This window comes from Sphingobacterium sp. JUb56 (assembly GCF_014191365.1).
Taxonomy (GTDB): Bacteria; Bacteroidota; Bacteroidia; order Sphingobacteriales; family Sphingobacteriaceae; genus Sphingobacterium; species Sphingobacterium anhuiense.
On the sequence record NZ_JACHWL010000004.1, the window covers coordinates 1 to 23,105 of the forward strand.

A 23,105-nucleotide genomic window follows, 5' to 3' on the forward strand; every position below is an offset into this window, starting at 1 on the left:
TTCGCCTCCTCAATGGCACGTTCAAGAATACGGATCTGAGGCATCATTTCACCTCGAACATAGATATAAGAAGTCTTAGCTCCTAAAGCATAGCTAGAGACAATCATTCCCTCCAACAAAGCGTGAGGAATATGTGTCATCAAATAACGGTCCTTGAAAGTACCTGGCTCAGATTCATCTCCATTACACACTAAATAACGAGGAACACCTTCCGGTTTTGCTAAGAAACTCCACTTCATCCCAGTAGGAAAACCAGCTCCACCTCTTCCACGAAGGCCTGATTTCTTAACTTCTTCAACAACATCATCAGGGGACATCGTTTTGAGTGCTTTTTCAACCGCCCGATATCCGCCATGTTGACGATAAACATCAAAAGTTTGAATCCCTGGAACATCAATATGTGTTAACAAAAGTTTACGCGCCATATTATTTAGTTTTTGAGCTTAAATCATCTATTAATTGATCAACACGATCTTCAGTTAAGTTTTCGTAGAAAGTGTATTCAGGTCCGATCTGTAAGACAGGTCCATAGCCACAGGCTGCTAAACACTCGACTCCTCTCCATGAAAACAATCCATCGGCCGTCACTTCTCCTTCTTTAACACCCAATTTATGTTCAAGATGGCTCATAATACGTTCCGCTCCGACCAGGCAACAGGGACCAGTTCTGCATATTTCCAAAACATACTTCCCTTGTGGTTGCAATAGATACATCGTATAAAAAGAAGCAACTTCATAAACTTCGATAGGCTCTATACTTAAATAATGAGCGATCTTATCCATAGCATCAGGACTTAACCACCCAAACTCCGCTTGTACTAAATGCAGTATAGGAAGCAATGCCGATTTTTGTCTCCCTTCCGGAAAACGTCCCACTACTTCAGCAAATTGATTTAGCAATGTTGAAGAAAACTCAACATATTCATTATTTTTTATACTAAGCATCTAATTCTCCTGCAATAACGTTAAGACTACTCATATTAAGAATCGCATCCGAAAGCAACATTCCTGCACTCATCGGAGCAAACATTTGGTAATTGACAAAGGAAGGCCTTCTGAAATGTAAACGATAAGGGGTACGACCACCATCGTGTACCAGATAAAATCCCAATTCTCCATTGGCACCTTCGACAGCATGGTAAACTTCAGCCTTAGGGGTATCAACTTCTCCCATCACAATTTTAAAATGATAGATTAATGCTTCCATATTGGTGTACACCTGTTCTTTTGGAGGTAAATAAAACTCCGGTACATCAGCATGAAAAACTCCCTTAGGTTCTTTCTCTATTTTAGCTAAAGCCTGTTCAATAATGCGTAAAGATTGCCACATTTCTTCATTACGCACCATGTAGCGATCATAAACATCTCCTTTTGTACCTACAGGGATATCAAAATCGAATTCATCATAGGAACAATAGGGGTTTTGAACCCGAATATCATAATCCACACCTGTAGCACGTAAAATAGGGCCAGACCAGCTATAATCTAAAGCTTCTTCCGGCGTAACGGCCGCAATTCCAGATGTTCGCTCTATAAAAATTCGGTTTCGGTCAAATAGCTCCATAAATTCTGTCAGAACCGGAGGAAATCTTTTTAAAAACTCTTCAATCTTTGCAAATGCAATGGCATTAAAGTCTCTTTCAAAACCACCGATACGACCAATGTTAGTCGTTAAACGGGCACCACATATTTCTTCAAAAATTTCATATATAAACTCCCGCTCCTGCATAACATACAAAAAGCCTGAAAATGCCCCGGTATCAACACCGAGAATACCATTACAGATAATATGGTCAGCAATACGAGCCAATTCCATTACGATAACCCGCATATACTGGACTCGCTTTGGAATCTCAATTTTTAATAACTTCTCAACGGTCATATGCCAGCCCATATTATTAATGGGGGCAGAACAATAATTCAATCTATCGGTGAGAGGCGTAATCTGATAAAATGGTCGATGTTCAGCAATTTTTTCAAATGCCCGATGGATATAACCGATTGTTGAAACACCACTAACAATACGTTCACCATCAATTTGAACTACATTTTGAAATACACCATGAGTTGCAGGATGTGTAGGACCAATATTTAAGGTTATTAACTCATCCTGGGGATCATTATCATCGTAAACAGGTTTATTTGGGGATATCTTGGTAATATAATCGTTCATAACTGGTTTCCTTTCTAACGTTAACGTCCAAAATAGAGATCTTTCTTGTCTACACGGTTGGGGTCTTCTAAAGGGTATTCCTTCCGCATAGGATAAACCTCCATCTCATCTACATTTAATATCCTCCTTAAATCTGGATGACCTAAAAACTGTATACCATAAAAATCATACGTTTCTCGCTCCATCCAATTTGCACCTTTCCAAATGGTAGTTGCCGTAGGAATTTCCGGATTTTGTCCGTCTATCGCCACTTTAATCCGAATCCGAATATTATGCACGAGGCTATTGAGATGATATACCACTTCAAATGACTGTTTCTGCTGAGGATAATGAACTGCCGTAATATCTGTTAAGTGAATAAACTGCAATTCCGCATCATGTTTCAAAAAAGTCAACACAGCATGAATAGCATCAATATGTACATTCACCGTTAATAGATCATAGTCATCAACCAGTTGTGACACATCAGAACCGAATGTAGAACCCAACTTCTCCCACAAATAGGTATTATCTAGCTTATTCATAAGTTTCAATTCCGTATTTTTCTAATAAAGCGCGGTATTCAGGTGTATTTCTCCTATTCAATGATTCATTTTTAACAATATCCTGCAAGCGTAAAACGCCGTCTAATATTGCTTCTGGCCTCGGCGGACATCCGGGCACATATACATCAACAGGAATAATTTCATCGATTCCCTGTAAGACAGAATACGTATCAAAAATCCCTCCGCTTGAGGCGCATGCACCAACCGCAATCACCCAACGAGGTTCAGCCATTTGCATATATACCTGTTTTAAAACAGGAGCCATCTTTTTAGCAATGGTCCCCATCACCAATAACATATCAGCTTGGCGAGGAGAAAAACTTGGTCTTTCTGCGCCAAAACGAGCAAGATCATATGTTGAACCCATTGTAGCCATAAATTCGATCCCACAACAAGAAGTAGCAAAAGGCAAAGGCCATAAAGAATTTGAACGTGCCAAACCAATCGCTTTATCTAAACTCGTGGCAAAAAAACCAGCGCCCTCAACTCCCGGAGGTGCTTTGGCCAACTTAATATCGCTCATGGAAATATAATTTAAAGTGGTTTACAGTTGTGTGCTATCGCACATATCAAAACTAACATTTTCTAGATAAAAATCAAGCCGTTAGCGCAATTTAGAACTATTCTAATCCCAGCTTAAGGCTTTCTTTTTAATGACATAAATGAAGCCTAAAAGCAACATAGCCATAAAAATAAACATCTGGATCAAACCTTCAAATCCAAATTCTCGAAAATTAACTGCCCACGGATACATAAAGATAACTTCGACATCAAAAATGACAAACAAAATAGCAACAAGAAAATACTTAATCGAGAAAGGCTGTCTTGCATTTCCAACAACTTCAATACCCGACTCAAATGAACTAAGCTTATTTGCAGTTCTTACTTTTGGGCCAATGAGATGTGTGATGATGATCGTTCCAATACCAAATCCAGCAGCAACAATGAGCTGAAATAAAATTGGCAGATAGTCAATAGGTGCACTCGCACTAACTTGCTCCATATCAAAATGTTTATATTGGTAAAACCTAAATTTAAGAAAAATATAGCTAAAAACAAAAAAGGGGAGAACAAATGTCCTCCCCTCTTTCTTAAAAATAATACGCTTATTTTATCCCTTCTAAATAAGATTTAGCATTCTCATTTTCAGGGTCTAATTTCAATACTTCTTGGAAACTAGCTTTTGCTTTAGCCATTTCATTTTTACTGTATTGGAAGAAACCAATATAAGTGTAAGCATCGATTAAATATGCTTTATTTTTCTCTTGTGTTCCTCTTTCGTTGATAACCTTAATTAATTTTTCGAAAGGAGCCACAAAATCACCCTTTGGAGTTTCCAAATTATCCGTACCTAAAGCAGAAAAAGCTTTGTAGTATAGCGCTGGAACCAAGTATTTCTCTAATACCTCAGGTTTATTCGCATTTTCGATAACAGTTAACTGTGCTTGCGATTTTACAAAAGCGGCAACAGCTTGATCTTTTAGAGCTTGATCAGTTACATTACCTTCCTCATCCTTACTTTCCTGATCCTTTTTAAAGCCAATTTGGTAATTACCTTCTCCAGCATAATAATTAGAATCGAAGTAATAATCAGTATCAGGATATTTAGCAATAATCTCAAATAATGCTACTGCAGTTGCAGTCTCTTGATCTTGATATTTTGCAAATGCTGTTTCAGCAACCTCTGCTAACAATTCTTTATCTTGATCAATTGCTTTTTGAATAAATACAATACCCGATTCCACTTTATTATTAGCGACATCAGATAAACCTGCATACATATTATCCAAAGGAATTACACGTAGAGGATCCATTTTTGCAAACATCTTTTGGATATTCTCAGATGCTTTAGCGTAGTCTTTATTTCTAAAAGCATTGTATGCTAAATAACGATAGATCTTAGGATCTACATCTGGATTTTTCGCTAATTCTTCAGAAACTGCTCCTAACTCATCATATTGTCTAGCATAAACCAAGAAATCGGCATAACGGATCTTTGCTTCCAAAGAGTTATCGCCATTGACTTCTAAATACTTTTTATATTGCTCAACACCTTTTTTATTTAATTCCACATACTTCTCGTCAGATGTGCCGGGTGCTTTTGACCACATATTGTAAGTCTCCGCCAGTTCACGGTATGTCGGAGCATAAGTAGGTGACGCTGTAGTAATCTCAGTCAATTGAGCAACTGCCTCATCAAAAGCTTGTGCACCACGAACAATTACTGCAAGTCCAATTTTAGCGCGAGTTGAATTCGGATCCAAATCAGTTGCTTCACTATAACTTGAGTAAGCGCTACTTGCTTCCTTCAATCCTCTATAAGCATCTCCCAATGCCAACGGAATAGCGGCATCTTTAGCATTCTTTGCTTTGGCTTGTGTTAAATAATCCAACGCTTTCGCATAGTCTGGCTCTGGCGCCTTAATATAAGCACGACCAATTTCCAACAATTCTTCGTAATCTTTTTTCTTTAAGTTTGCACTAGCTGCCGAAAATTTAGCTTCAGCGGAAGCTTTATCTTTTTTCAACAAATCAATGTAGCCTAAACCAACGTTATTAATCTGTGATTTTGGATCAGCAGTCAAACCTTGATTGAAGAAAATTGCCGCAGAATCAGGCTTATCATTGACTAAATAAATCTGACCTAAATAGAAGTAATTATCACCAACCTTAGCTTGTTTACTTACTAATTGTTGCAAAATTGTTTTTGCTTTACCGTAGTTTTCTGTTTCAATAGCCGCTCTAGCATCCTTTAAACTTTGTGCACTTGCTGTGCCAACAGAACCTGCTAATAACAGACTAAATAATAATTTACTGTTTGTCATAATCTATTGTTGTACTATTTTATACTCTAATTTAAACTGTTTTCTTCTCTAATAATAATATCACGTCCCGGCATTGTTGCAGGCAAAAGTCCAGCTTTTAAAAAAATACGCTGACCTCTATCTCCTGTCAAAAAGGCACTGAAGCCTAGGCCTAAGCCCATGTTCGGTTGATAATTCAATACATATATAGGCCGTGTAAAAGGATACACACCTAAAGATATATTGGATTGCGAAGGTTTGTAGAACAAACCGTCTTTCTTAGCTCCTAAAGCATTTTCTACGCTCAATGTACGAATTTTATTCAATAATTCAGATTTTTTTTGAGTCATATCCAATATCCAATTGAAACCTACAATTCCGATACTTCCTTTATTCTCACTCACATATTTGATCACATCAATATTATTCTCTAATGCAGAAATCGCTGTTGGATCAATTTTATCGATAGATAAATATTCCTTTAAAAATCGTAAAGTACTTGAGTTTGCATTATCAAAAACTACTTTGTACTTACCTTTAAGTGTGCCGTTTAACAATGATTTAACGTCAGAAAGTGTGATGATAGTATCTGCATCACCAACATTATTTATCAAAGCGATTGCATCACTCCCAATTTGATATTCCTTTGGAACAATTTTTCGGTCCTTAAAGTTTTTCCCCTCAGCGGCTGTCAACTTACGTGTTAAAATAATCACATTTGAAGTATCCGCCAACAAAGCATTTATGGCTTTAATTTCAGGTTTGGCCAACAATTGAATAGTAGCATCTGAGTATGAACTTTGAAATACATCAACCTGTTCTTTAATGATTGGATACAAGGTCTCATCAACAAGCACATTTACCTTACCACGCAAGATATCCTCGCTGGGAGCTGTTGGAGCTTGCTTCCCATTACGATTACAACTCACTAACATTAAAACTCCAAAAATTGAAAATAAAATTATTTTTAAGCTGTTTTTCATAGGGCAATCATTTAATAAATAGGTTGCAAAAATTAAGGCAATTCTAATTTCGTAATGAGACTAGTTAAAATTACTTTGCCACAATCTGACGAAACGAAGGAAAGAATAAACAATCAGAACAACTCCAAACAATGTTCTATACGTTGGATTGATGTCCAAGGGTAAATCTTTCCAAAAAATAACCAGTAAGCCCAGCCCAAAATATAGGCCAAACATAAATAGTCCTAAAATAGACAGAAATCGCTTTATAGGCGATTTCTGTCTGTAATTTGTATTATTCGAATTAAAGTTCGCCACTAATTACTGATTTTGTGTGTTTAAGCGAATAGGTAATGTATAAGCTACACGAACAGGACGACCATTTTGAATACCTGGTTTCCATTTCTTAGCTTTTTTCAACATTCTAACTGCAGCATCACCAGTTCCGTATTTAAGATCGCGTTTTACAGAAATATCTGTTAAACTACCATCTTTTTCAACAACGAAAGATACTTCAACTACACCCATGATACCATTTTCTAAAGCTCCAGAAGGATATTCATAAGTTTCTCCTACCCACTTCATAAAAGCAGCCATACCTCCAGGAGGCAATGGTTGAACCTCTACTGCATTGAAGGAAATTAATCCATCTGGATCACCATTTGGATCACCTTTCTTAACACCTGTAATAGCACCATCCTGTTTTTTAGTACCGAACTCACCACGAGCTACTGAAGAACCTGTTGCGCTACCTTTTAAAGTTAAACGAGCAGGAGTTTTTTTATCATCCTTAAACTCTTCTTGAGCAGCAACTTCTTCTTTCACTTGTGCAGCCGGAGCTACTTTTGGTTCTGGAAAACGTACCAAATCTTCTTTTGGTATGTCCATAGCCACTTGCTGAGGCTTCTCCTCCTCAATCGGAAGTGGTTCTTCTTCTTCTGGTTCAGGTGGTTTAATTTCCTCCAAATCCTCTAAAGTCACTTCAGTAACAACTGGAGGGGCTTCAACAGGTTTATCAGGAAATAAGCTACCTCCAAATAATCTAAGAAGACTCAATAGTACCACAGCAACAACTACAGCCAACAAACCTACGTTTGTAGCTTTAGGAGCAAGCTTACGAAGCTCGTAAGCACCATACTCCTTGTTTCTGCCTTGAAATACTACATCAAGCCATTCCTTTTTAAAAATATCTAATTTTGACCCAATCATATTTCTATAGTTTTCGTGATTTCTATAATAACTAACTTAGTCATTATAAATATTATCACGTTTTAAAACATCTATTTCTTCAGGACTAATCTTCGCAATCATATAACGCTTAATATCTACAATCTTCATCTCATCAAGAATATCAACAAGATCTTTTTGTGTAGACATATCACTAGGTCTGATAATCACGATTACATCTTTTCCGCCAGAAACACGAGGAACGTAAGCTTTTTTCTCAATTAAAACCTTGCGTATTCCATCTGCTCCGAAACCTGTAACCGTTGGACCTTCAATAGGTGCTTTTACCTGTCCATAATACCAAGAAACTTTGTTGTCAGATCCTAATAAAATCGTTACGGAACGGTTATCTGCTGTTAGTACTTCAGATTGTTCATCCTTAATTTTATTTTTATCAGGCATCGCAACGTCCATTGCTTGTGGTTTATTTAAAGACGTAGTTAACATGAAGAAGGTAATTAATAAGAATGCTAAATCTACCATGGCTGTCAAATCGACTTTACCACCGTTTTTCTTAGATCTTACTTTTCCGCCTTTGCCACCCTTACCACTGTCTTGATTTAATTCTGCCATTTATGTCTTTTTATTAAATCAACATTATTTATCTTCAGCACGTAAACCAGTAATGAAACTGAATTTATTTTGCTTTTGATTACGTAATGTTTCGATTACCGCATTAATTGAAGGATACTTTTCCGTTGCGTCAGCTCTGATAGCAATTTTCAATGGTCCTGGATAAACAAAATCCTTTTCCCCTTCTTTTGCCTTATTTACCTCTTCTGCAGCTAAACGTGCTGTTTGTATCCATTGGTATAATTCATTAGATAATGTTTCTGTACTATCGACAGGAATACCATTCTGAACACCAGGCTCAAGACGTTTGCTTGGCTCCATTGCCAACACTTGCTTGATCGCTTTCATAGGAGTACCGACATTTTCCATCAACGCAAACTGGTCGTAATCTTGTTGAGAAAAGTTAACGCCATATCTTGATGACATTTTCTCTAAAGTTTTAACCCTAACATCGCGGTCTGTCGCACCAAAAAATATTTTACCTTTATCTCCAACCGTAATAATACCTACGTTTGAATCTGGTAATTTATCTTTCGTGGTAGACGCCGGCGTATCAACCTCGAATGCTTCCGGTTGTTTCGCTGTAGATGTCATTACGAAGAATGAAAGAAGCAAGAATGATACGTCACACATCGCGGTCATATCAATGGATGTACTGGCTCTTTTTATTTTTGCTTTACCCATTTTAAACTTCTTTATAAATTAATTATTCAATCTCTTTCTATATGATGCTAATGAAACAATTATTCCATAAAATAATTTTCAAAAACATCATATAATTACTATTTGTGGTTCGCAGCGTATGTTTGTACGATTGAGAATCCAGCTTCGTCGATTGAATAAGTTAATTTATCAATTTTAGCTGTTAAGATATTGTACATTACAATCGCAATTGTAGAAGTACCGATACCTGTCGCTGTATTGATTAGGGCCTCAGAAATACCATTTGCTAATTTAGCTGAATCAGGAGTACCACCTGTTGCTAACGCACTGAAGGCCTTGATCATACCTGTTACTGTACCTAATAAACCTGTTAATGTACCGATAGAAACTAATGTAGCGATTACGTTTAAGTTTTTCTCTAACATCGGCATTTCTAATGCTGTTGTTTCTTCGATCTCTTTTTGAATCGCAATTGTAGCTTTTTCTGTATCTACAGCAGTATCAGCAGAAACTGATTTGTATTTTACTAAACCAGCTTTGATTACGTTTGCAACAGAACCTTTTTGTTTGTCACACTCAGCAATAGCTGAATCTAAATTACCGCCATTAATTAATACTTGTACTTTTCTTACGAAATTACCAACATTTCCTGTTCCAGAAGCTTTTCCAATTACAATGAAACGCTCAATAGAGAATACCCATACCATGAAGAATAAACCTAATAAAACCGGTACTACAGCACCTGCGTGATAAACCATTCCTAAATAGTTACCTGGTAAAGGTTGGTTCTCTGGATTATTATCAAGAAAGTTTGAAGGACTACCCATCACAAATTTCCATAAAAGGTAACCGAGAATGAAACAAATGATAATTGCAGCTTGTGCAAAGAAAGAACCTGAATTATTGCTCTCTTGTTTTGCAGCAGGACTTGTTTTAGGTGCGTTTGCCATTTTTCTAATTTTTTAGTTTTTTACTGTTGTTAAATATAATATGTTTTTTTTAATTATATGCTTGTTGTATGTATTCGTTTTAAAATTTGTCAAGCAAATATAGTCTTTTATGCCATATTTAAAATCTTAAAGCGAAATATATTAGAAATATAAAAGAGACTTTAAATTCCCTTTACAATTCCTTAATATTAAGTTATCACCTCAGCGGTTCCGACTTTCAATCTAATGCTACTAATCCCTTTTATCAGGAGAAAGCAATAAATTTTTTACAATGAAAACCATTTTTTTTTTGATATGCAAGAAAACAAACGATTTAATTGCAAATTCAAGTAACCGCTCACTCACCTATCCACATCTATCAAAAAACTTTCAATCTATGTTTAAACGGATATTACTTATTAATTTTCAACCATTTACAACGCTTACCCCTGTTCAATATGACCTGTTTGGGGCTAAAATAATGGAATACTAACCTCCCACCAATTTTACTTTGTATCCTTCAGAAAGTAACAGATCAGCAACTTTCTGCTTAAAGTCTCCTTGTATAACTATTTCAGCATCCTTAGCACTTCCTCCAACACCGCATTTCTGTTTTAAAAATTTACATAACGCTTCCAGGTCTTCCTGTTTACCTTTAAATCCGGTAACGAGTGTGACAACTTTCCCTTTTCGCATCTTACGATCCAATTGAACTTTGAGCTGTTGCTGTTGATTAGGAAGTGTTTCTAGGTCCTCTAATAATTCTGAAAATTGATATTCAAAACTGTTATCTGTTGAATATACAACGCCCTCATACTGCTGTTTCTTATTTTTACTCATAACTTTTTTTAACAAATAACTTTCAATGCCTTAGGAATAATGCCAATATCAAGACTTGAGCCCAAGTCAACTGGCTCACCATCAATGTGAACTACCGATTTTACGATCGCTTCAATCTTAATATTTCTTCCCGGAATTATTTCGACGTAATCGGACTGATCCGCTGACTTATTAAACAAATGAAACAACATTTTTGGTAAAATATACATTGGAAATTGATGAACAATACATACATCTAATATCCCGTCGTTAACAGATGCCTGCGGCGCGATGTAAGCGTTATTACCATATTGTGGTGAATTGGCGACAGAAATCATAAAAGCTTTACGCTCGTACTCTTTACCATCAATCCATAGTTTATAGTCGCACGGTTTATATTTACTAAGTACGTTTATTGCCGATTTCAAATATCCTAAAGGCCCACGAATATTTTCATTAGCAAAATTCTCGCTAACGGATGCATCAAAACCTAATCCAGCAATATTAAAAAACTTGCGATTATTTATCGTGCCACAATCAACCTCTACAAATTCAAATCGATTTATGCGACGAATTGCAGCAGTCTCATTTAAGGGAATACCAAGATATAAGGCAAGCCCATTCCCTGAACCTTCAGGAACAATACCTAGGGGTATCCCGCTCTCTGCTAACGCAGATCCTAACTCATTTATTGTTCCATCGCCTCCTACTGCTATCACTGCGTCATACTTTTCTTCAACAGCTCGCAAACCAATTTCGTACGCATGATTGGCATAGGATGTCTCCTGAAAAGTAGGATCAAACTTTTGTAAATCAAGCACATCCAACACCTGCTTCTTAAAAGATGTTTTGCGCTTCCCTCCCGAAATCGGATTGATAACAAACAGTATTTGTTTACGTTCTCCCATAAATCAAATATACGCTTATTCACTAATTTCTTGAAACAATGTCAAAATTCTTAAATACCATTAAGATTGATCCAGCTATTTTAAACTATTCTACAAGAAATCTTTAAACTTAACAGAAAGTATTGTAGTTTTGTGTCGACAATAAAAAATGTGGACTGATTTGCGTAGTATATTCTTAATGAGAATATAACAGGAGATTGCAACCACAGTAAAAAAGTGCTAAAACCATCATATAGCAAGGCTATTTAGTACTTTTCTATTGAAACAACCTCTCCTCGCAAATCCTTATAATATAATATTAAAAAAGGTAATATGGCTTACTTATTTACGTCCGAATCTGTTTCAGAAGGACATCCAGACAAAATTGCTGATCAAATCTCAGATGCACTGATTGACAATTTTTTAGCTTGGGACGAAGATGCACGCGTTGCAATCGAAACTTTGGTAACAACGGGACAGGTTGTACTTGCAGGTGAAGTGAAATCAAAAATATATTTAGATGTTCAAAAAATAACACGTGCAGTAATAGAGCGCATTGGTTATACCAAGTCTGAATATATGTTTGAAGCAAATTCATGTGGTGTATTATCTGCTATCCATGAACAATCGGCAGATATTAATCAGGGTGTAGACCGTAAGGCAAAGCAAGATCAAGGTGCCGGCGATCAAGGAATCATGTTTGGATATGCAAGCAATGAAACGGATAACTATATGCCACTGGCCTTAGATTTATCGCATCGCTTACTGTATGAATTAGCAGCGTTACGTCGCGAAAATAAGGAAATTACTTATTTACGTCCTGATGCTAAATCACAAGTAACTTTAGAATATACTGAAGATCATAAACCAGCACGTATCGACACCATCGTGATCTCTACACAACACGATGATTTTTCATCAGAAGAAGAGATGCGAGAAAAAATTACAGCTGATATTAAAAATATCTTAATCCCAAGGGTAAAAGCACAACTAAAACCTGAACTGCAAGAATTATTTAATGGCGATATCAAGTTTCATATTAACCCAACAGGAAAATTTGTTATTGGTGGACCACACGGTGATACCGGTCTGACAGGTCGCAAAATTATTGTTGATACATACGGTGGTAAAGGTGCACATGGCGGTGGAGCTTTTTCAGGAAAAGATCCGTCAAAAGTAGACCGTTCTGCTGCTTATGCAACACGTCACATTGCTAAAAACTTAGTTGCCGCAGGTATTGCAGATGAAATTTTAGTTCAGATTTCTTATGCGATTGGTGTAAAAGATCCCATGGGAATTTATGTCAATACCTATGGAACAAGCAAAGTGGAATTAAACGACAGTCAAATTGCCGATAAAATCACTGAAATTTTTGACATGACTCCTTACGGTATTGAAACCAGGTTAGGCCTGAGAAACCCAATTTATTCGGAAACTGCAGCATATGGACATATGGGCAGAACCCCAAAAACTGTAACGAAAGAATTTGAAAATTCTAACGGTGATAAAAAAACAGTTGAAGTTGAGCTATTTACTTGGGAAAAACTGGACTTTATTGATAAAGTAAAGACAGCTTTTGGTTTATAGTCATTTAAATTTGGCTACACTCATAAAAAGACAACAGGCCCATCTTTGATGGGCCTGTTGTCTTTTTATGATACGTTAGTTTAATATCTCCACACACAGATTAGATAAGACCTCTTGCTTTAATCTCTAAGTATTTGTTAATGGAATTAATGGTTAGATTTTCTGGTGCTGTATAAATTGTTTGAATTCCGTTTCTATGCAATTCTTGAATAATGAGATTTTTCTCATAAATGAATTTCTCCGCAATAATTTGGTTATATATTTCAATCGTCCTGTGAGGAGAACTTTTCGCGAGTTCATCCAATTCAGTATTTTGAAATACGATAACCACTAAGATATGGGAACGATTGAGCAGTCTTAAATAAGCTAACTGCCTATTAAGAGCGTCCAAAGTCTCGAAATTTGTGTAAATAAAGATAAGAGAACGTTTATTAATATGCTTATTCGCGTAAGTATATAAATTGCCAAATTCAGACTCCTGAAATTCGGTTTGAATATGATAGAGTGCCTCTGAAATCCGCATCATTTGATTATTACGTTTCTCTGCAACAACCTGATTACCGATCTCTTTTGAAAAAGTAAGCATCCCTGCACGATCATGTTTCAGAATAGCCGCATTTGATAAAACTAAAGTAGCATTAATGGAATAATCCAATAATGTCATCTCTTTAAACGGCATACGCATCGCTCGTCCAGTATCAATGAAACTATAAATGGGTTGTGATTTTTCTTCTTCAAATTGATTTATCATCAATTTCTTAACTTTAGCTGAAGCCTTCCAATTCATCCTTCTGTAATCGTCTCCTTGCACATAATCACGGACATGATCAAATTCCATGGCTGCACCAATTCTTCGAATACGCTTAACGCCCATTTCATTTAATCTGTTGGTCGTGGCTAAAAGCTGATATTTACGTAATTGAATAAAAGAAGGATAACATGGAATGCTTATGGTATCATTTGTTACAAACCTTCTTTCAAAAAAACCAAAAAAACGAGCCATAGCACAACATTTACCAAAAGAATAAATACCCCGACGTGTCAATTTCAGACTATAATGAATTTCCTTTTCTAAGAAAGGGGATAATGTAATTTCAAAATCTTTATCTCGAACCTGTAATTCCACTGGAAATTCTTCTAATATACGAACGAATATCCGACGGGGATACCGACTTTCGGCTCTGATAATAAGTGGGTTTTCGTCACCATTAGAAAATTTTTCTGGATAATTCCGTATCACAGAAACATTCCCTTTACCAGAAAATAAGAATATCAAATCCCAGATCATCACGGCAGTTAAGATCCAAAAAAGAATAGCTACAGGAATAAACAACACTTTCACAAAAAATGAAATAACAAAAAATGTTGCAATGGTCAGCAGACCATAAAAAAATCGATTTGTGAAATACAGTTGTTTGAGTTTCTTCATTATCTCGGAATTTCTATACTAGCGATGATTTGATCAATAATGTAATCTGTTGTGAAACCTTCCATTTCCTTCTCAGGAGTCAGCATAACACGGTGTCCTAAAACGGCAAAAGCAACTTTTTTAATATCTTCAGGGGTGACAAAATCACGACCATTTAGTGCCGCTGAAGCTTTAGCAGATTCCAAAATAGCAATTGAAGCTCTGGGTGATGCACCTAATGTCAAATTAGGATTATTTCTGGTCTTAGAAATTAAATGCGCGATATAAATCAAGATTTCATCATGTACATATATGGATTTGATCAAACGCTGAAAATCAGCAATTTCTTGCGAAGACACGACCTGTTGAACCAACGCTTCTTTATCTTGCGCCTTTTGTAAGTGATGCTCCTTTAAAATCAGCAACTCCTGATCTTGATCAGGGTAATGAACATCTATTTTAAAAAGAAAACGATCTAATTGCGCCTCTGGGAGCCGGTAAGTTCCTTCGTGCTCAATTGGATTTTGTGTTGCAAATACAATAAACGGGGTTGGTAAAAAATAAGTTTCTCCATCAACTGTTACCTGGCGTTCGGCCATAGATTCAAATAAAGACGCCTGAGTTTTGGCAGGAGCACGATTTATTTCATCAATTAAGATGATATTCGCAAAAATAGGCCCTCTCTTAAAAATAAATTCATTCGTCTTTAAATCCAAAATAGAAGAACCTGTGACATCTGAAGGCATTAAATCGGGTGTAAACTGGATTCGTTTGAAATCACTAGCAATTGTTTTTGAAACCAATTTAGCAGATAATGTCTTTGCCACGCCTGGCAAGCCTTCAATCAAGGAATGACCTGATGCTAGGATCGAAATCAATAACATATCCAAAAGTTGATCCTGACCGACAATCACCTTCTTTACCTCAGCTTTTACAGCCGCCATTTTATCATATAGAACCGTCAAATCTAAACGATTCTCAAAGGGCATATATTTTTCAAATTCACTCATTACATTTCTGCTTTAACTTTAAATTCTTCTATTTTAGTATTGACATTTCTTAAATCTTGCTCTGTAAAATGACTTCCTTTTTGGCATTCTGTTATCAATTGAATCATTTCTGCTGTTATTTCTTTTGAGACACCAGAGCGTTGAGACAAGTTCTCTAAAAATTCTTCTTCATGAATAAGCAATGTATCAACATGAAATTTTTTGCGAATATCATGTAAAAAATAATCAACTTTTTTGTGCACCATATTTCCTGGAGAACCATTTTCATAGTATAATGTTGCAATGGTTTCACAGAACTCCTTGGACAAATTAGGTTCTGGAAGAACTGTTTTAACAGCGCGTTGCTCTCTTCTGCTCTTAAAAATTAAAAACAATAGTAAACTGACGAGCAGTAAATACCAAGCTTGCCTCAATCCTGCATGATTTAACAGAACACGAAGCGGTGTTTTCGATTCATTATATTTACTCTTAAAATCATACCACCCAATAGTCTCTCCATCCAAATAGCTAAAAGCTCTGGCGACATATTGATATTGCTTTTGATTGTTTAACAAATAATAATTACCAAATAACTCGGGTGTGATATGTAGCATGATACTCCCTTTACCTATTTTCAAAGAAATAAAGTTCGGCAACAAATGTTCCTTATAGCGCAAACCACCTAAAATCGTTGCAGACTTTGGTAGTTTGGTGAACGAATAATCCAAAGTACTTTTATTAAAAGAAATAGGTATCCCATCTTGGGTAAGCTCTACTTTTATTTCTTCCTCAATATCATCCTGATTATCATAGAAGTATTCATAATCAACCTGTAACGTATCTAACAATTTTTGATTGATCTGCTCGGCAGCAATAAAAACTTTGCCGCCATTTGTCGCGAATTTTAATATGCGATTATTAACAGCATCACCAAGGTCAAACGCTTCTGAAATAAATAGCAATTGTTCTTTTGGAGCATTCAGTCTATTGTCCGATTCAAAGTATGTAAAAAGATCTTCTTTAATATCGATAACCTTCGCCTGTTTGTCAAGCATATGCGGAAGCTCTGCATGGGTCACATAAAGTCCGAAGGGATTTTTATCTTTTTGATCAAATGTTCTATCCCAAATAATAGGTTTCTTACTCGTTAGATCAATGATACCGATTGCAACGAATACAATTATAAAAATAAATATGCTAAATTTTAACGAGCCTTTCATGAGATTTTAGATTGAAAATTTTTAAAATCTTGATGATAACGCTCAAAATCGGCGGCAGTTAAATTAAAATCACCAAACCAAACATATTCAAACACTCGAGTGCATTTAATAAACTCATTTTTTAAAACTGAGTCTGAAATTTCATTTGCAAAATCATTATTTGTTTTACTATACTTCCACTTGATCACATGAGCATGTGCAAGTTTTTGAATATTTAACAATTGCATGTAACGAATAGCGAGTGTATAATTTCTGTCCTTAATCGAATCAACGAGATAGGGCTTTAAATCGGTATTCATCAAATTCTGTTCTATATATCCCAAATTTTGACGACCTTCTGTTTCAGGCTCTTTATTGTCTTTTCTAAAGAAGCTGTCTCTTGAATAAATTAATTTATAAAAGATATAAATCAATACCGCTAAACCTAATATTCCTAAGAAGTAGAAAAACTCTTCATTATAATTAAAAGAAGAATTTGGTATCAAACTGCTTAGCCAACGATTGAAACGGGTCATTAAGCGATCAAAAAAACCAATTTTATCTTTAATATTCTCAGAATAGATAAACTCTTCGGATTGATAGCGATCCAAGACACTTTTATAATCTGTAATCGTTACTGTAGCAGGGCGTTTATCTTTCTGAATTTCTTGAAACAAATTCTTGTTCCAGATATCGACGCGACTTTGTTTTAATGTATCTATACTGGGCATAGCCATACGCGTAGAGTCTTTATTTGCATAGCTAGCTGTCGTGAAAAATAAAAGAATAACAAAAAAATATCTATTCATCATTTTTCCCTCCCAAATTTGCAATCATCGCATAGATACGATCTCCATATTTAAAATCCTTCGCCGTTTCGTAGATGATCCCATTTGCCAGAACACCTCCCATATATAAAAAAATTGTCAGAAGAGTTACAAGGAGCGCTCCTAACGTCATTAACATTTTTCCCAAAGATCCATCGAAAAAAGAGCTATCAAATTCCAAGAAATTATAGGAAATTAGCCCGATGATTAAACCTGGAATGAAAGTCAACATCATCATTACTACTTGAAAAATGAAACTAACAATATAAGTGGCAATACCATATTGAATCATATTCTTTCGAATAACATTAAATGTCTCTAAAAAAGTCGTCGTCAAAGAAAAATATCCTTCCCGATAAAATAAGAACGAGCAGAAAAACCATAATCCAATTATTGAAAATAAGATTCCAATAGCAAAGCTGCCAAACAAAGGAATAAACATCAGAATAATCATGGCTATCCCTGCGGGAATGCCAATTATTACGACGACCAACAAAGAAGCGAAGAAAAACTTCACGTAAATACCGATGTGGTTTCGAAATGCGTTCCATAAATCTTTACCTGTAAAGTCCGTATTTTTTTGATTCTTCAATAAAATAAAATATTCGATGCAGATACCGTAAATGTATAATCCTAATAATAGGATAGTAACACACAAAAGGCTTACCCATAAATACACGTTAAGATCTTCAAACGAATCACTTTCGGATGAAAACGTAATCTTTGTAGACAGAAAATAATAGAGAATTGTCGTGATACTCAAGGGTATAATAGAAACACTAAAAACTGTTCCGACAAAATGACCCAAAACAATTTTTAACAAATCGATAAAACTCTGTAAAAAATCGCCAATTTTACGTTCCTTCTGAAATTCGAAATTTATTTCCATTGATTGATTTTAGCTAATTGAAAAGGACGTAGAATATAATAATATAAAATCATCACCAATGTAATTATTATGATCAGCAAGCACATGGTCATAGAAATATGATAGTAACGGGTAACAAACCCCTCTAATGTACCTGCAAGTATAAAAAATGGAATTGTACTCGCTAAAACCTTCATTGATAATTTTGCCGCTCGAATAAAAGATTCCATTCTACTATATGATTTTGGGAACAAGAAACTATTACCTAGCATCAAACCACAACCTCCTGCTATGATAATAACAGAAATCTCTATAGTTCCGTGTATCCATATGGCCGACATCGCCTTTTGTAAAACACCGTATTCATAAAACATATAATGAAATGCACCTAACATGATACCGTTAGAGAAAAGAATATAACCCGTTCCCACACTAAAAAAAACACCAAACGTAAAAGCTAAAAAAGCTACCCGTACATTATTAATGGTGATCGCTAGCGCAGATCCAAAATTATTCCCTGATGCATAAATGCCTGCAGGATCACCTTTTCGGATATTATCAATGGACTGATCGACATAGGCATCTCCTAAAATTAACCTCACAAAATTTTCATCATAGTGAGCAGACAAAAACCCAATAATGCTCGCCAAAAGAAAAATCAAAAAAGAAAACAACAACGGCCGCCGCATTTGCCAAACAGCATAAGGTATTTCATATGAAAAAAAATGCTTAAGTTTATTTTCAGAAGCTTTCTGATCTTTATATATTTTTTGATGTGCTAAAATGGCCAACTCATTTAAATAATCTTTTGTCCTACTTTCTGGATAGAAAGTTTGTGCATAGGCTAAGTCATTTGTGAGTTCAATATAATTTGACGCCAGTTCATCGGGATTAACATCAACATGAATGGATAAATTATTTTCAATTGACAACCATTTTTCCTTATTTCGCTCGATGAATGATGCTTCTCTCATGAATATAAATTTTAAACCGGCTATTTCAAATATATGAATAAACTATTAATAAATACTCCACAGAACGTAAAAATAGAATACAATTTAGCTTCATTAGGTTCTAGAATTATTGCTTTTGCTATTGATTACTTTATTATTCTTGTTTATTATATCTTAATAATTGTCATTCTTGACTCTTTCCATATTAATATGAAGGATTCCTGGTTATTCTTTGGTATTCTATCATTATTGTCACTTCCCGCTCTCTTCTATCCTCTTGTTATGGAAACCGCAATGTCAGGACAAAGCATAGGAAAGAAAATCATGAAAATTAAAGTGGTTAAGATCGACGGAACCCGTGCCAACTTTTATCAATATTTTGCCCGTTGGACATTTTCTCTGGTTGATATCTGGATGTGTATGGGCGGGATTGCAATTACTTCAATTGCCCTATCCAAATATGGACAACGTATTGGCGATTTATCCGCTGAGACATCTGTCATCAGTTTAAAAGCAAAATTAAACCTACAACAGACAATCTTTGAGGATGTCCCATCAGAAAAAGACATTATCTTTCCGCAAGTAATTAAGTTGAGCGATCAAGATGCAAATAAGGTAAAGGAGATTTACGATGGCGCTGTCAGAAGGAAAGACTACAATATTCTTTTAGCCCTTACTCAGAAACTAGAAAACATTCTGGATGTTAAATCCACTATGCATCCTAATGATTTTGTTAATCAAGTCATGAAAGATCATTATATCTTATTCCGTAATAAATAGAAAAAGTCGCCTATGGGCGACTTTTTCTATTTATTATCCAAGTAATTACTCCGCAATACTTGCTGCAGAAGTCTGTACCTGACGGTTTACCTTTTTCACCAAACCTTGTAACACATTGCCCGGACCTACTTCGACAAATGCTTCTGCTCCGTCCGCTAACATATTTTGAACTGTTTGAGTCCAACGTACGGCGCCAGTTAACTGTGCGATCAAATTCTCTTTTATCGTTGCTGCATCTGTATATGGCTTTGCATCCACATTTTGATAAACAGGACAAATCGGCGTGTTAATTTCAACCGCTTCGATTGCTGCCTGTAGCTCAACTTTAGCCGGCTCCATCAATGGCGAGTGAAAAGCACCGCCAACATTTAATTTCAAAGCACGTTTAGCTCCAGCCTCTGTCAAAAGCGCACAAGCTTTATCCACTCCGGCGATAGAGCCAGAAATTACTAATTGACCTGGACAATTATAATTAGCGGCAACCACTACATCATCTACTTTTGCACAAATATCCTCCACAACAGCATCTTCAAGACCTAAAATCGCAGCCATAGTGGAAGGCTCCAATTCACAAGCTTTTTGCATCGCGTTAGCACGTTGTGACACTAATTTCAATCCATCCTCAAAAGACAAAGCTCCCGCTGATACTAAAGCAGAAAACTCACCTAAAGAATGACCTGCAACCATATCGGGTTGAAATTGATCTCCCAAAGCTTTCGCTAAAATCACTGAATGTAAGAAAATCGCTGGTTGAGTAACATTGGTCTGTTTCAGCTGCTCATCAGTTCCTGCAAACATAATATCGGTTATACGAAACCCTAATATATCGTTTGCTTTTTCAAATAAAGCTTTTGTTTCTTCATTCAGATTATACAGGTCCTGCCCCATTCCTACGAATTGAGCGCCTTGACCAGGAAATACATATGCTGTTTTCATATTTAAAATTATCTGTTCTAATGCACAAACTTAGATAAATTGTCTTTTATATACAATATCATAAAGTCAATATCAGAAGCTGTACGCTTTACCTCTACTTTAATATTTAATTCATGAAATCGTCTACAGTCAATCCGTCTATGCATCTTTTAAATTCCTGTATGGAATAAAAAAAAATTAAACACTAAGATTCAGGAACAAAACTCAACGATGTCATGCGAGCGGGATCTAAAATCTCCCGTGATGTTTCCAATAATTCTGTCGTTGAAATCGCTTTTATTTTATCAATAATAACATCAAGTTCAATGATCTGGTTGTAGTCCATCACATTCTTTGCCGCAGCAATGATCATGCTCATTCTATTTTCCTCTGAAAGTGCAATTTGACCGATAAATTTGCGTTTTGCTTTCTGAAGCTGTACAGCACTCATCTCCTTTTCACAAAATTTATTAAGCTCCCTAAAAACAAGTTTTTTTGCTTTCTCTATCTTTTCTTCATCTGTTCCCAAATAAATACTAAATAAGCCCGAATCTGAAAACATGGTATAATTTGATTCGATGGTATACGCTATTCCATATTTTTCACGAATAGAAAGGTTCAATATCGAACTCATCCCCATTCCTCCCAGCATATTGTTTAATAACAATAAACCTGTTTTTCGGTCGTCTCTAAAACTATATGCATGAGCACCGACCATATAATGGACCTGATTAATTGGTTTAGGAATCTCGACATGCGATACGGGAACCGCAACAACATCATTCCTCTCCCGCTGAATTTTATTTTCAGCAACGGATGCGAAAATTTTATTGGCAAGTCTTTCGACCTGTTTAACCGTATAATTTCCTGTAATCGAAATCACGATTTCATTTGTATCGTAATTTGACTGAATAAAATCATGAATATCGCTTTTTGTAAGTGCCAACAATTGATCCTCAAGACCGAGTATATTATGCCCCAAACCAGCTCCTTTGAATAATAGATCTTCAAAATCATCTACAATAGATTCTTCAGGACTGTCCAGATAAGAAGCCATTTCATCGACAATAACTGATTTCTCTTTATCTAATTCCTCCTCAGGAAAAGTCGAATGAAAAAAGATGTCCTCAAATAGATCTAAAGCTTTATCCAAATAGGGAGTCAAAAATGATGCATGAACACACGTATATTCTTTTGTCGTATAGGCATTAAGATCTCCACCAACAGCTTCCAAATGGTTTAAAATCTGATTCGTACTTCTACGTTCAGTTCTTTTAAAAAGTAGGTGCTCAATAAAATGTGCAACGCCAAATTTACCTTCTTTTTCATCTCTTGATCCTGCATTGATTAACATACAAGCATGTGTAATCGGTAGGTTTTGCGGTTGAAAAACCACACGGATACCATTGGATAAGCGTATTATTTCGTATTCCATATATTAATTTGGAGATTCTATTTAATTATTTTTAATGCCATATCGCATTATATTTCTAGGATGAAAACCAAAACCTTGACTTTCATATAATTTTTGTGCCGGTAAGTTATGCGGTTCAACCTCTAGCAGAACCAATTTACACCCCTTGTCCTGAACATATTCTTTGACAAACTCAACAGCCTTTTTACCTAAACCTTTGCCTCTTGCATCAGCATTTAAGTATAATTCGTCCAGCAAAGCTACCGTTCCCTTAAATTCAAAGCTAAAGAAATAAACAACAATAATATACCCAAGGACTAAATCATTTTCTTTAATTAGCCAAGACTGCCCTAACTTTTCATCGTCAAGAAAAATTTTAAAATTTTCTCGGCTTACAATAGGATCGATATCATATCCATCAATTGCATAAAAATCTTGCATCATAGCAACAATGATATCAATATTTTCAGACGTTAATTTTTCAAATGTGATCATAATGCATTCGTTTAGTGGCAAAAATAACTAAATAAAAACAGTCGAATTCTATAACAGCCGAAAAATGACGTGGATGGGATAGATCACC

General features: G+C 35.7%; 24 protein-coding genes and 1 pseudogene. 2 read left to right on the forward strand and 23 right to left on the reverse strand.

The features are described 5' to 3' along the window. The 14 genes and pseudogenes from FHR29_RS25320 to FHR29_RS25385 form a co-directional block, all read right to left on the reverse strand. Positions 1–425: pseudogene (locus FHR29_RS25320) on the reverse strand (NADH-quinone oxidoreductase subunit F); the annotation flags it as partial. A gap of 1 nt (position 426) precedes the next feature. Then, entirely contained in the window at positions 427–945 is a 519-nt protein-coding gene (gene nuoE / locus FHR29_RS25325; protein WP_132844363.1) for an NAD(P)H-dependent oxidoreductase subunit E, read from the reverse strand. Continuing rightward, positions 938–2,173 (reverse strand): NADH-quinone oxidoreductase subunit D, encoded by a 1,236-nt coding sequence (locus tag FHR29_RS25330; RefSeq protein ID WP_021190702.1) that lies wholly within the window; start codon positions 2,171–2,173, stop codon positions 938–940. The genes nuoE and FHR29_RS25330 overlap by 8 nt, the downstream gene beginning before the upstream one ends. Before the next feature lie 20 nt (positions 2,174–2,193). Next, entirely contained in the window at positions 2,194–2,697 is a 504-nt protein-coding gene (locus FHR29_RS25335; protein WP_183917874.1) for an NADH-quinone oxidoreductase subunit C, read from the reverse strand. Next, complete coding sequence (locus FHR29_RS25340) at positions 2,690–3,241, reverse strand: NADH-quinone oxidoreductase subunit B (protein WP_132769974.1); 552 nt, start codon at positions 3,239–3,241, stop codon at positions 2,690–2,692. Before FHR29_RS25340 ends, FHR29_RS25335 begins: the two co-directional genes overlap by 8 nt. Positions 3,242–3,343: 102 nt before the next feature. Beyond that, complete coding sequence (locus tag FHR29_RS25345; protein WP_183917872.1) at positions 3,344–3,721, reverse strand: NADH-quinone oxidoreductase subunit A; 378 nt, start codon at positions 3,719–3,721, stop codon at positions 3,344–3,346. 103 nt (positions 3,722–3,824) lie between these two features. Beyond that, positions 3,825–5,543 carry a tetratricopeptide repeat protein gene (locus tag FHR29_RS25350; RefSeq protein ID WP_132769978.1) on the reverse strand — a complete coding sequence of 573 codons (1,719 nt, stop codon included), beginning with the start codon at positions 5,541–5,543 and terminating at the stop codon, positions 3,825–3,827. Positions 5,544–5,569: 26 nt separating this feature from the next. Further along, on the reverse strand, positions 5,570–6,505 hold the full coding sequence (locus tag FHR29_RS25355) for a PstS family phosphate ABC transporter substrate-binding protein (RefSeq protein ID WP_183917870.1): 936 nt from the start codon (positions 6,503–6,505) through the stop codon (positions 5,570–5,572). 300 nt (positions 6,506–6,805) lie between these two features. Continuing rightward, a complete protein-coding gene (locus FHR29_RS25360; RefSeq protein ID WP_021190707.1) occupies positions 6,806–7,693 on the reverse strand; it encodes an energy transducer TonB in 888 nt (295 codons plus the stop codon). Positions 7,694–7,729: 36 nt separating this feature from the next. Beyond that, complete coding sequence (locus tag FHR29_RS25365) at positions 7,730–8,284, reverse strand: biopolymer transporter ExbD (protein ID WP_021190708.1); 555 nt, start codon at positions 8,282–8,284, stop codon at positions 7,730–7,732. Between the two features lie 24 nt (positions 8,285–8,308). Next, positions 8,309–8,968 (reverse strand): biopolymer transporter ExbD, encoded by a 660-nt coding sequence (locus FHR29_RS25370; protein ID WP_021190709.1) that lies wholly within the window; start codon positions 8,966–8,968, stop codon positions 8,309–8,311. A 98-nt stretch (positions 8,969–9,066) separates the two neighbouring features. After that, positions 9,067–9,897 carry a MotA/TolQ/ExbB proton channel family protein gene (locus FHR29_RS25375; RefSeq protein ID WP_132769984.1) on the reverse strand — a complete coding sequence of 277 codons (831 nt, stop codon included), beginning with the start codon at positions 9,895–9,897 and terminating at the stop codon, positions 9,067–9,069. A 468-nt stretch (positions 9,898–10,365) separates the two neighbouring features. After that, complete coding sequence (locus FHR29_RS25380; RefSeq protein ID WP_183918185.1) at positions 10,366–10,716, reverse strand: translation initiation factor; 351 nt, start codon at positions 10,714–10,716, stop codon at positions 10,366–10,368. A gap of 8 nt (positions 10,717–10,724) precedes the next feature. Beyond that, positions 10,725–11,603 (reverse strand): diacylglycerol kinase family protein, encoded by an 879-nt coding sequence (locus FHR29_RS25385; protein WP_132769988.1) that lies wholly within the window; start codon positions 11,601–11,603, stop codon positions 10,725–10,727. Between the two features lie 312 nt (positions 11,604–11,915). On the opposite strand from FHR29_RS25385, the gene metK reads away from it, so the two are divergent. After that, a complete protein-coding gene (gene metK / locus FHR29_RS25390) occupies positions 11,916–13,169 on the forward strand; it encodes a methionine adenosyltransferase (RefSeq protein ID WP_021190713.1) in 1,254 nt (417 codons plus the stop codon). 100 nt (positions 13,170–13,269) lie between these two features. Here metK and FHR29_RS25395 read toward each other — a convergent pair whose 3' ends face one another. The 6 genes from FHR29_RS25395 to FHR29_RS25420 are packed head-to-tail and all read right to left on the reverse strand — an operon-like array spanning position 13,270 to position 19,434. Continuing rightward, positions 13,270–14,598, reverse strand: a complete 1,329-nt coding sequence (locus FHR29_RS25395) for a DUF58 domain-containing protein (protein ID WP_183918187.1) — start codon at positions 14,596–14,598, stop codon at positions 13,270–13,272. After that, positions 14,598–15,587, reverse strand: a complete 990-nt coding sequence (locus FHR29_RS25400) for a MoxR family ATPase (protein ID WP_183918189.1) — start codon at positions 15,585–15,587, stop codon at positions 14,598–14,600. The genes FHR29_RS25395 and FHR29_RS25400 overlap by 1 nt, the downstream gene beginning before the upstream one ends. Further along, positions 15,587–16,786 (reverse strand): DUF4350 domain-containing protein, encoded by a 1,200-nt coding sequence (locus tag FHR29_RS25405; RefSeq protein ID WP_183918191.1) that lies wholly within the window; start codon positions 16,784–16,786, stop codon positions 15,587–15,589. Before FHR29_RS25405 ends, FHR29_RS25400 begins: the two co-directional genes overlap by 1 nt. After that, entirely contained in the window at positions 16,783–17,577 is a 795-nt protein-coding gene (locus tag FHR29_RS25410) for a DUF4129 domain-containing protein (protein ID WP_183918193.1), read from the reverse strand. The genes FHR29_RS25405 and FHR29_RS25410 overlap by 4 nt, the downstream gene beginning before the upstream one ends. Further along, positions 17,567–18,481, reverse strand: coding sequence for an ABC transporter permease (locus FHR29_RS25415; protein WP_183918195.1), 915 nt, complete (start codon positions 18,479–18,481; stop codon positions 17,567–17,569). Before FHR29_RS25415 ends, FHR29_RS25410 begins: the two co-directional genes overlap by 11 nt. Beyond that, positions 18,472–19,434, reverse strand: coding sequence for a stage II sporulation protein M (locus FHR29_RS25420; RefSeq protein ID WP_183918197.1), 963 nt, complete (start codon positions 19,432–19,434; stop codon positions 18,472–18,474). Before FHR29_RS25420 ends, FHR29_RS25415 begins: the two co-directional genes overlap by 10 nt. 33 nt (positions 19,435–19,467) lie before the next feature. Here FHR29_RS25420 and FHR29_RS25425 point away from each other — a divergent pair, with 33 nt between their 5' ends. Further along, positions 19,468–20,193 (forward strand): RDD family protein, encoded by a 726-nt coding sequence (locus tag FHR29_RS25425; protein ID WP_183918199.1) that lies wholly within the window; start codon positions 19,468–19,470, stop codon positions 20,191–20,193. A 45-nt stretch (positions 20,194–20,238) separates the two neighbouring features. Here FHR29_RS25425 and fabD read toward each other — a convergent pair whose 3' ends face one another. The 3 genes from fabD to FHR29_RS25440 all read right to left on the reverse strand — a co-directional run bounded on the left by fabD (position 20,239) and on the right by FHR29_RS25440 (position 23,017). Beyond that, a complete protein-coding gene (gene fabD, locus FHR29_RS25430) occupies positions 20,239–21,129 on the reverse strand; it encodes an ACP S-malonyltransferase (protein ID WP_132770002.1) in 891 nt (296 codons plus the stop codon). A 184-nt stretch (positions 21,130–21,313) separates the two neighbouring features. Continuing rightward, positions 21,314–22,543: a pitrilysin family protein gene (locus FHR29_RS25435; RefSeq protein WP_132844380.1), complete on the reverse strand. Its 1,230-nt coding sequence runs from the start codon at positions 22,541–22,543 to the stop codon at positions 21,314–21,316. 21 nt (positions 22,544–22,564) lie between these two features. Further along, positions 22,565–23,017: a GNAT family N-acetyltransferase gene (locus FHR29_RS25440; RefSeq protein WP_132844382.1), complete on the reverse strand. Its 453-nt coding sequence runs from the start codon at positions 23,015–23,017 to the stop codon at positions 22,565–22,567. Positions 23,018–23,105: the final 88 nt, after the last annotated feature.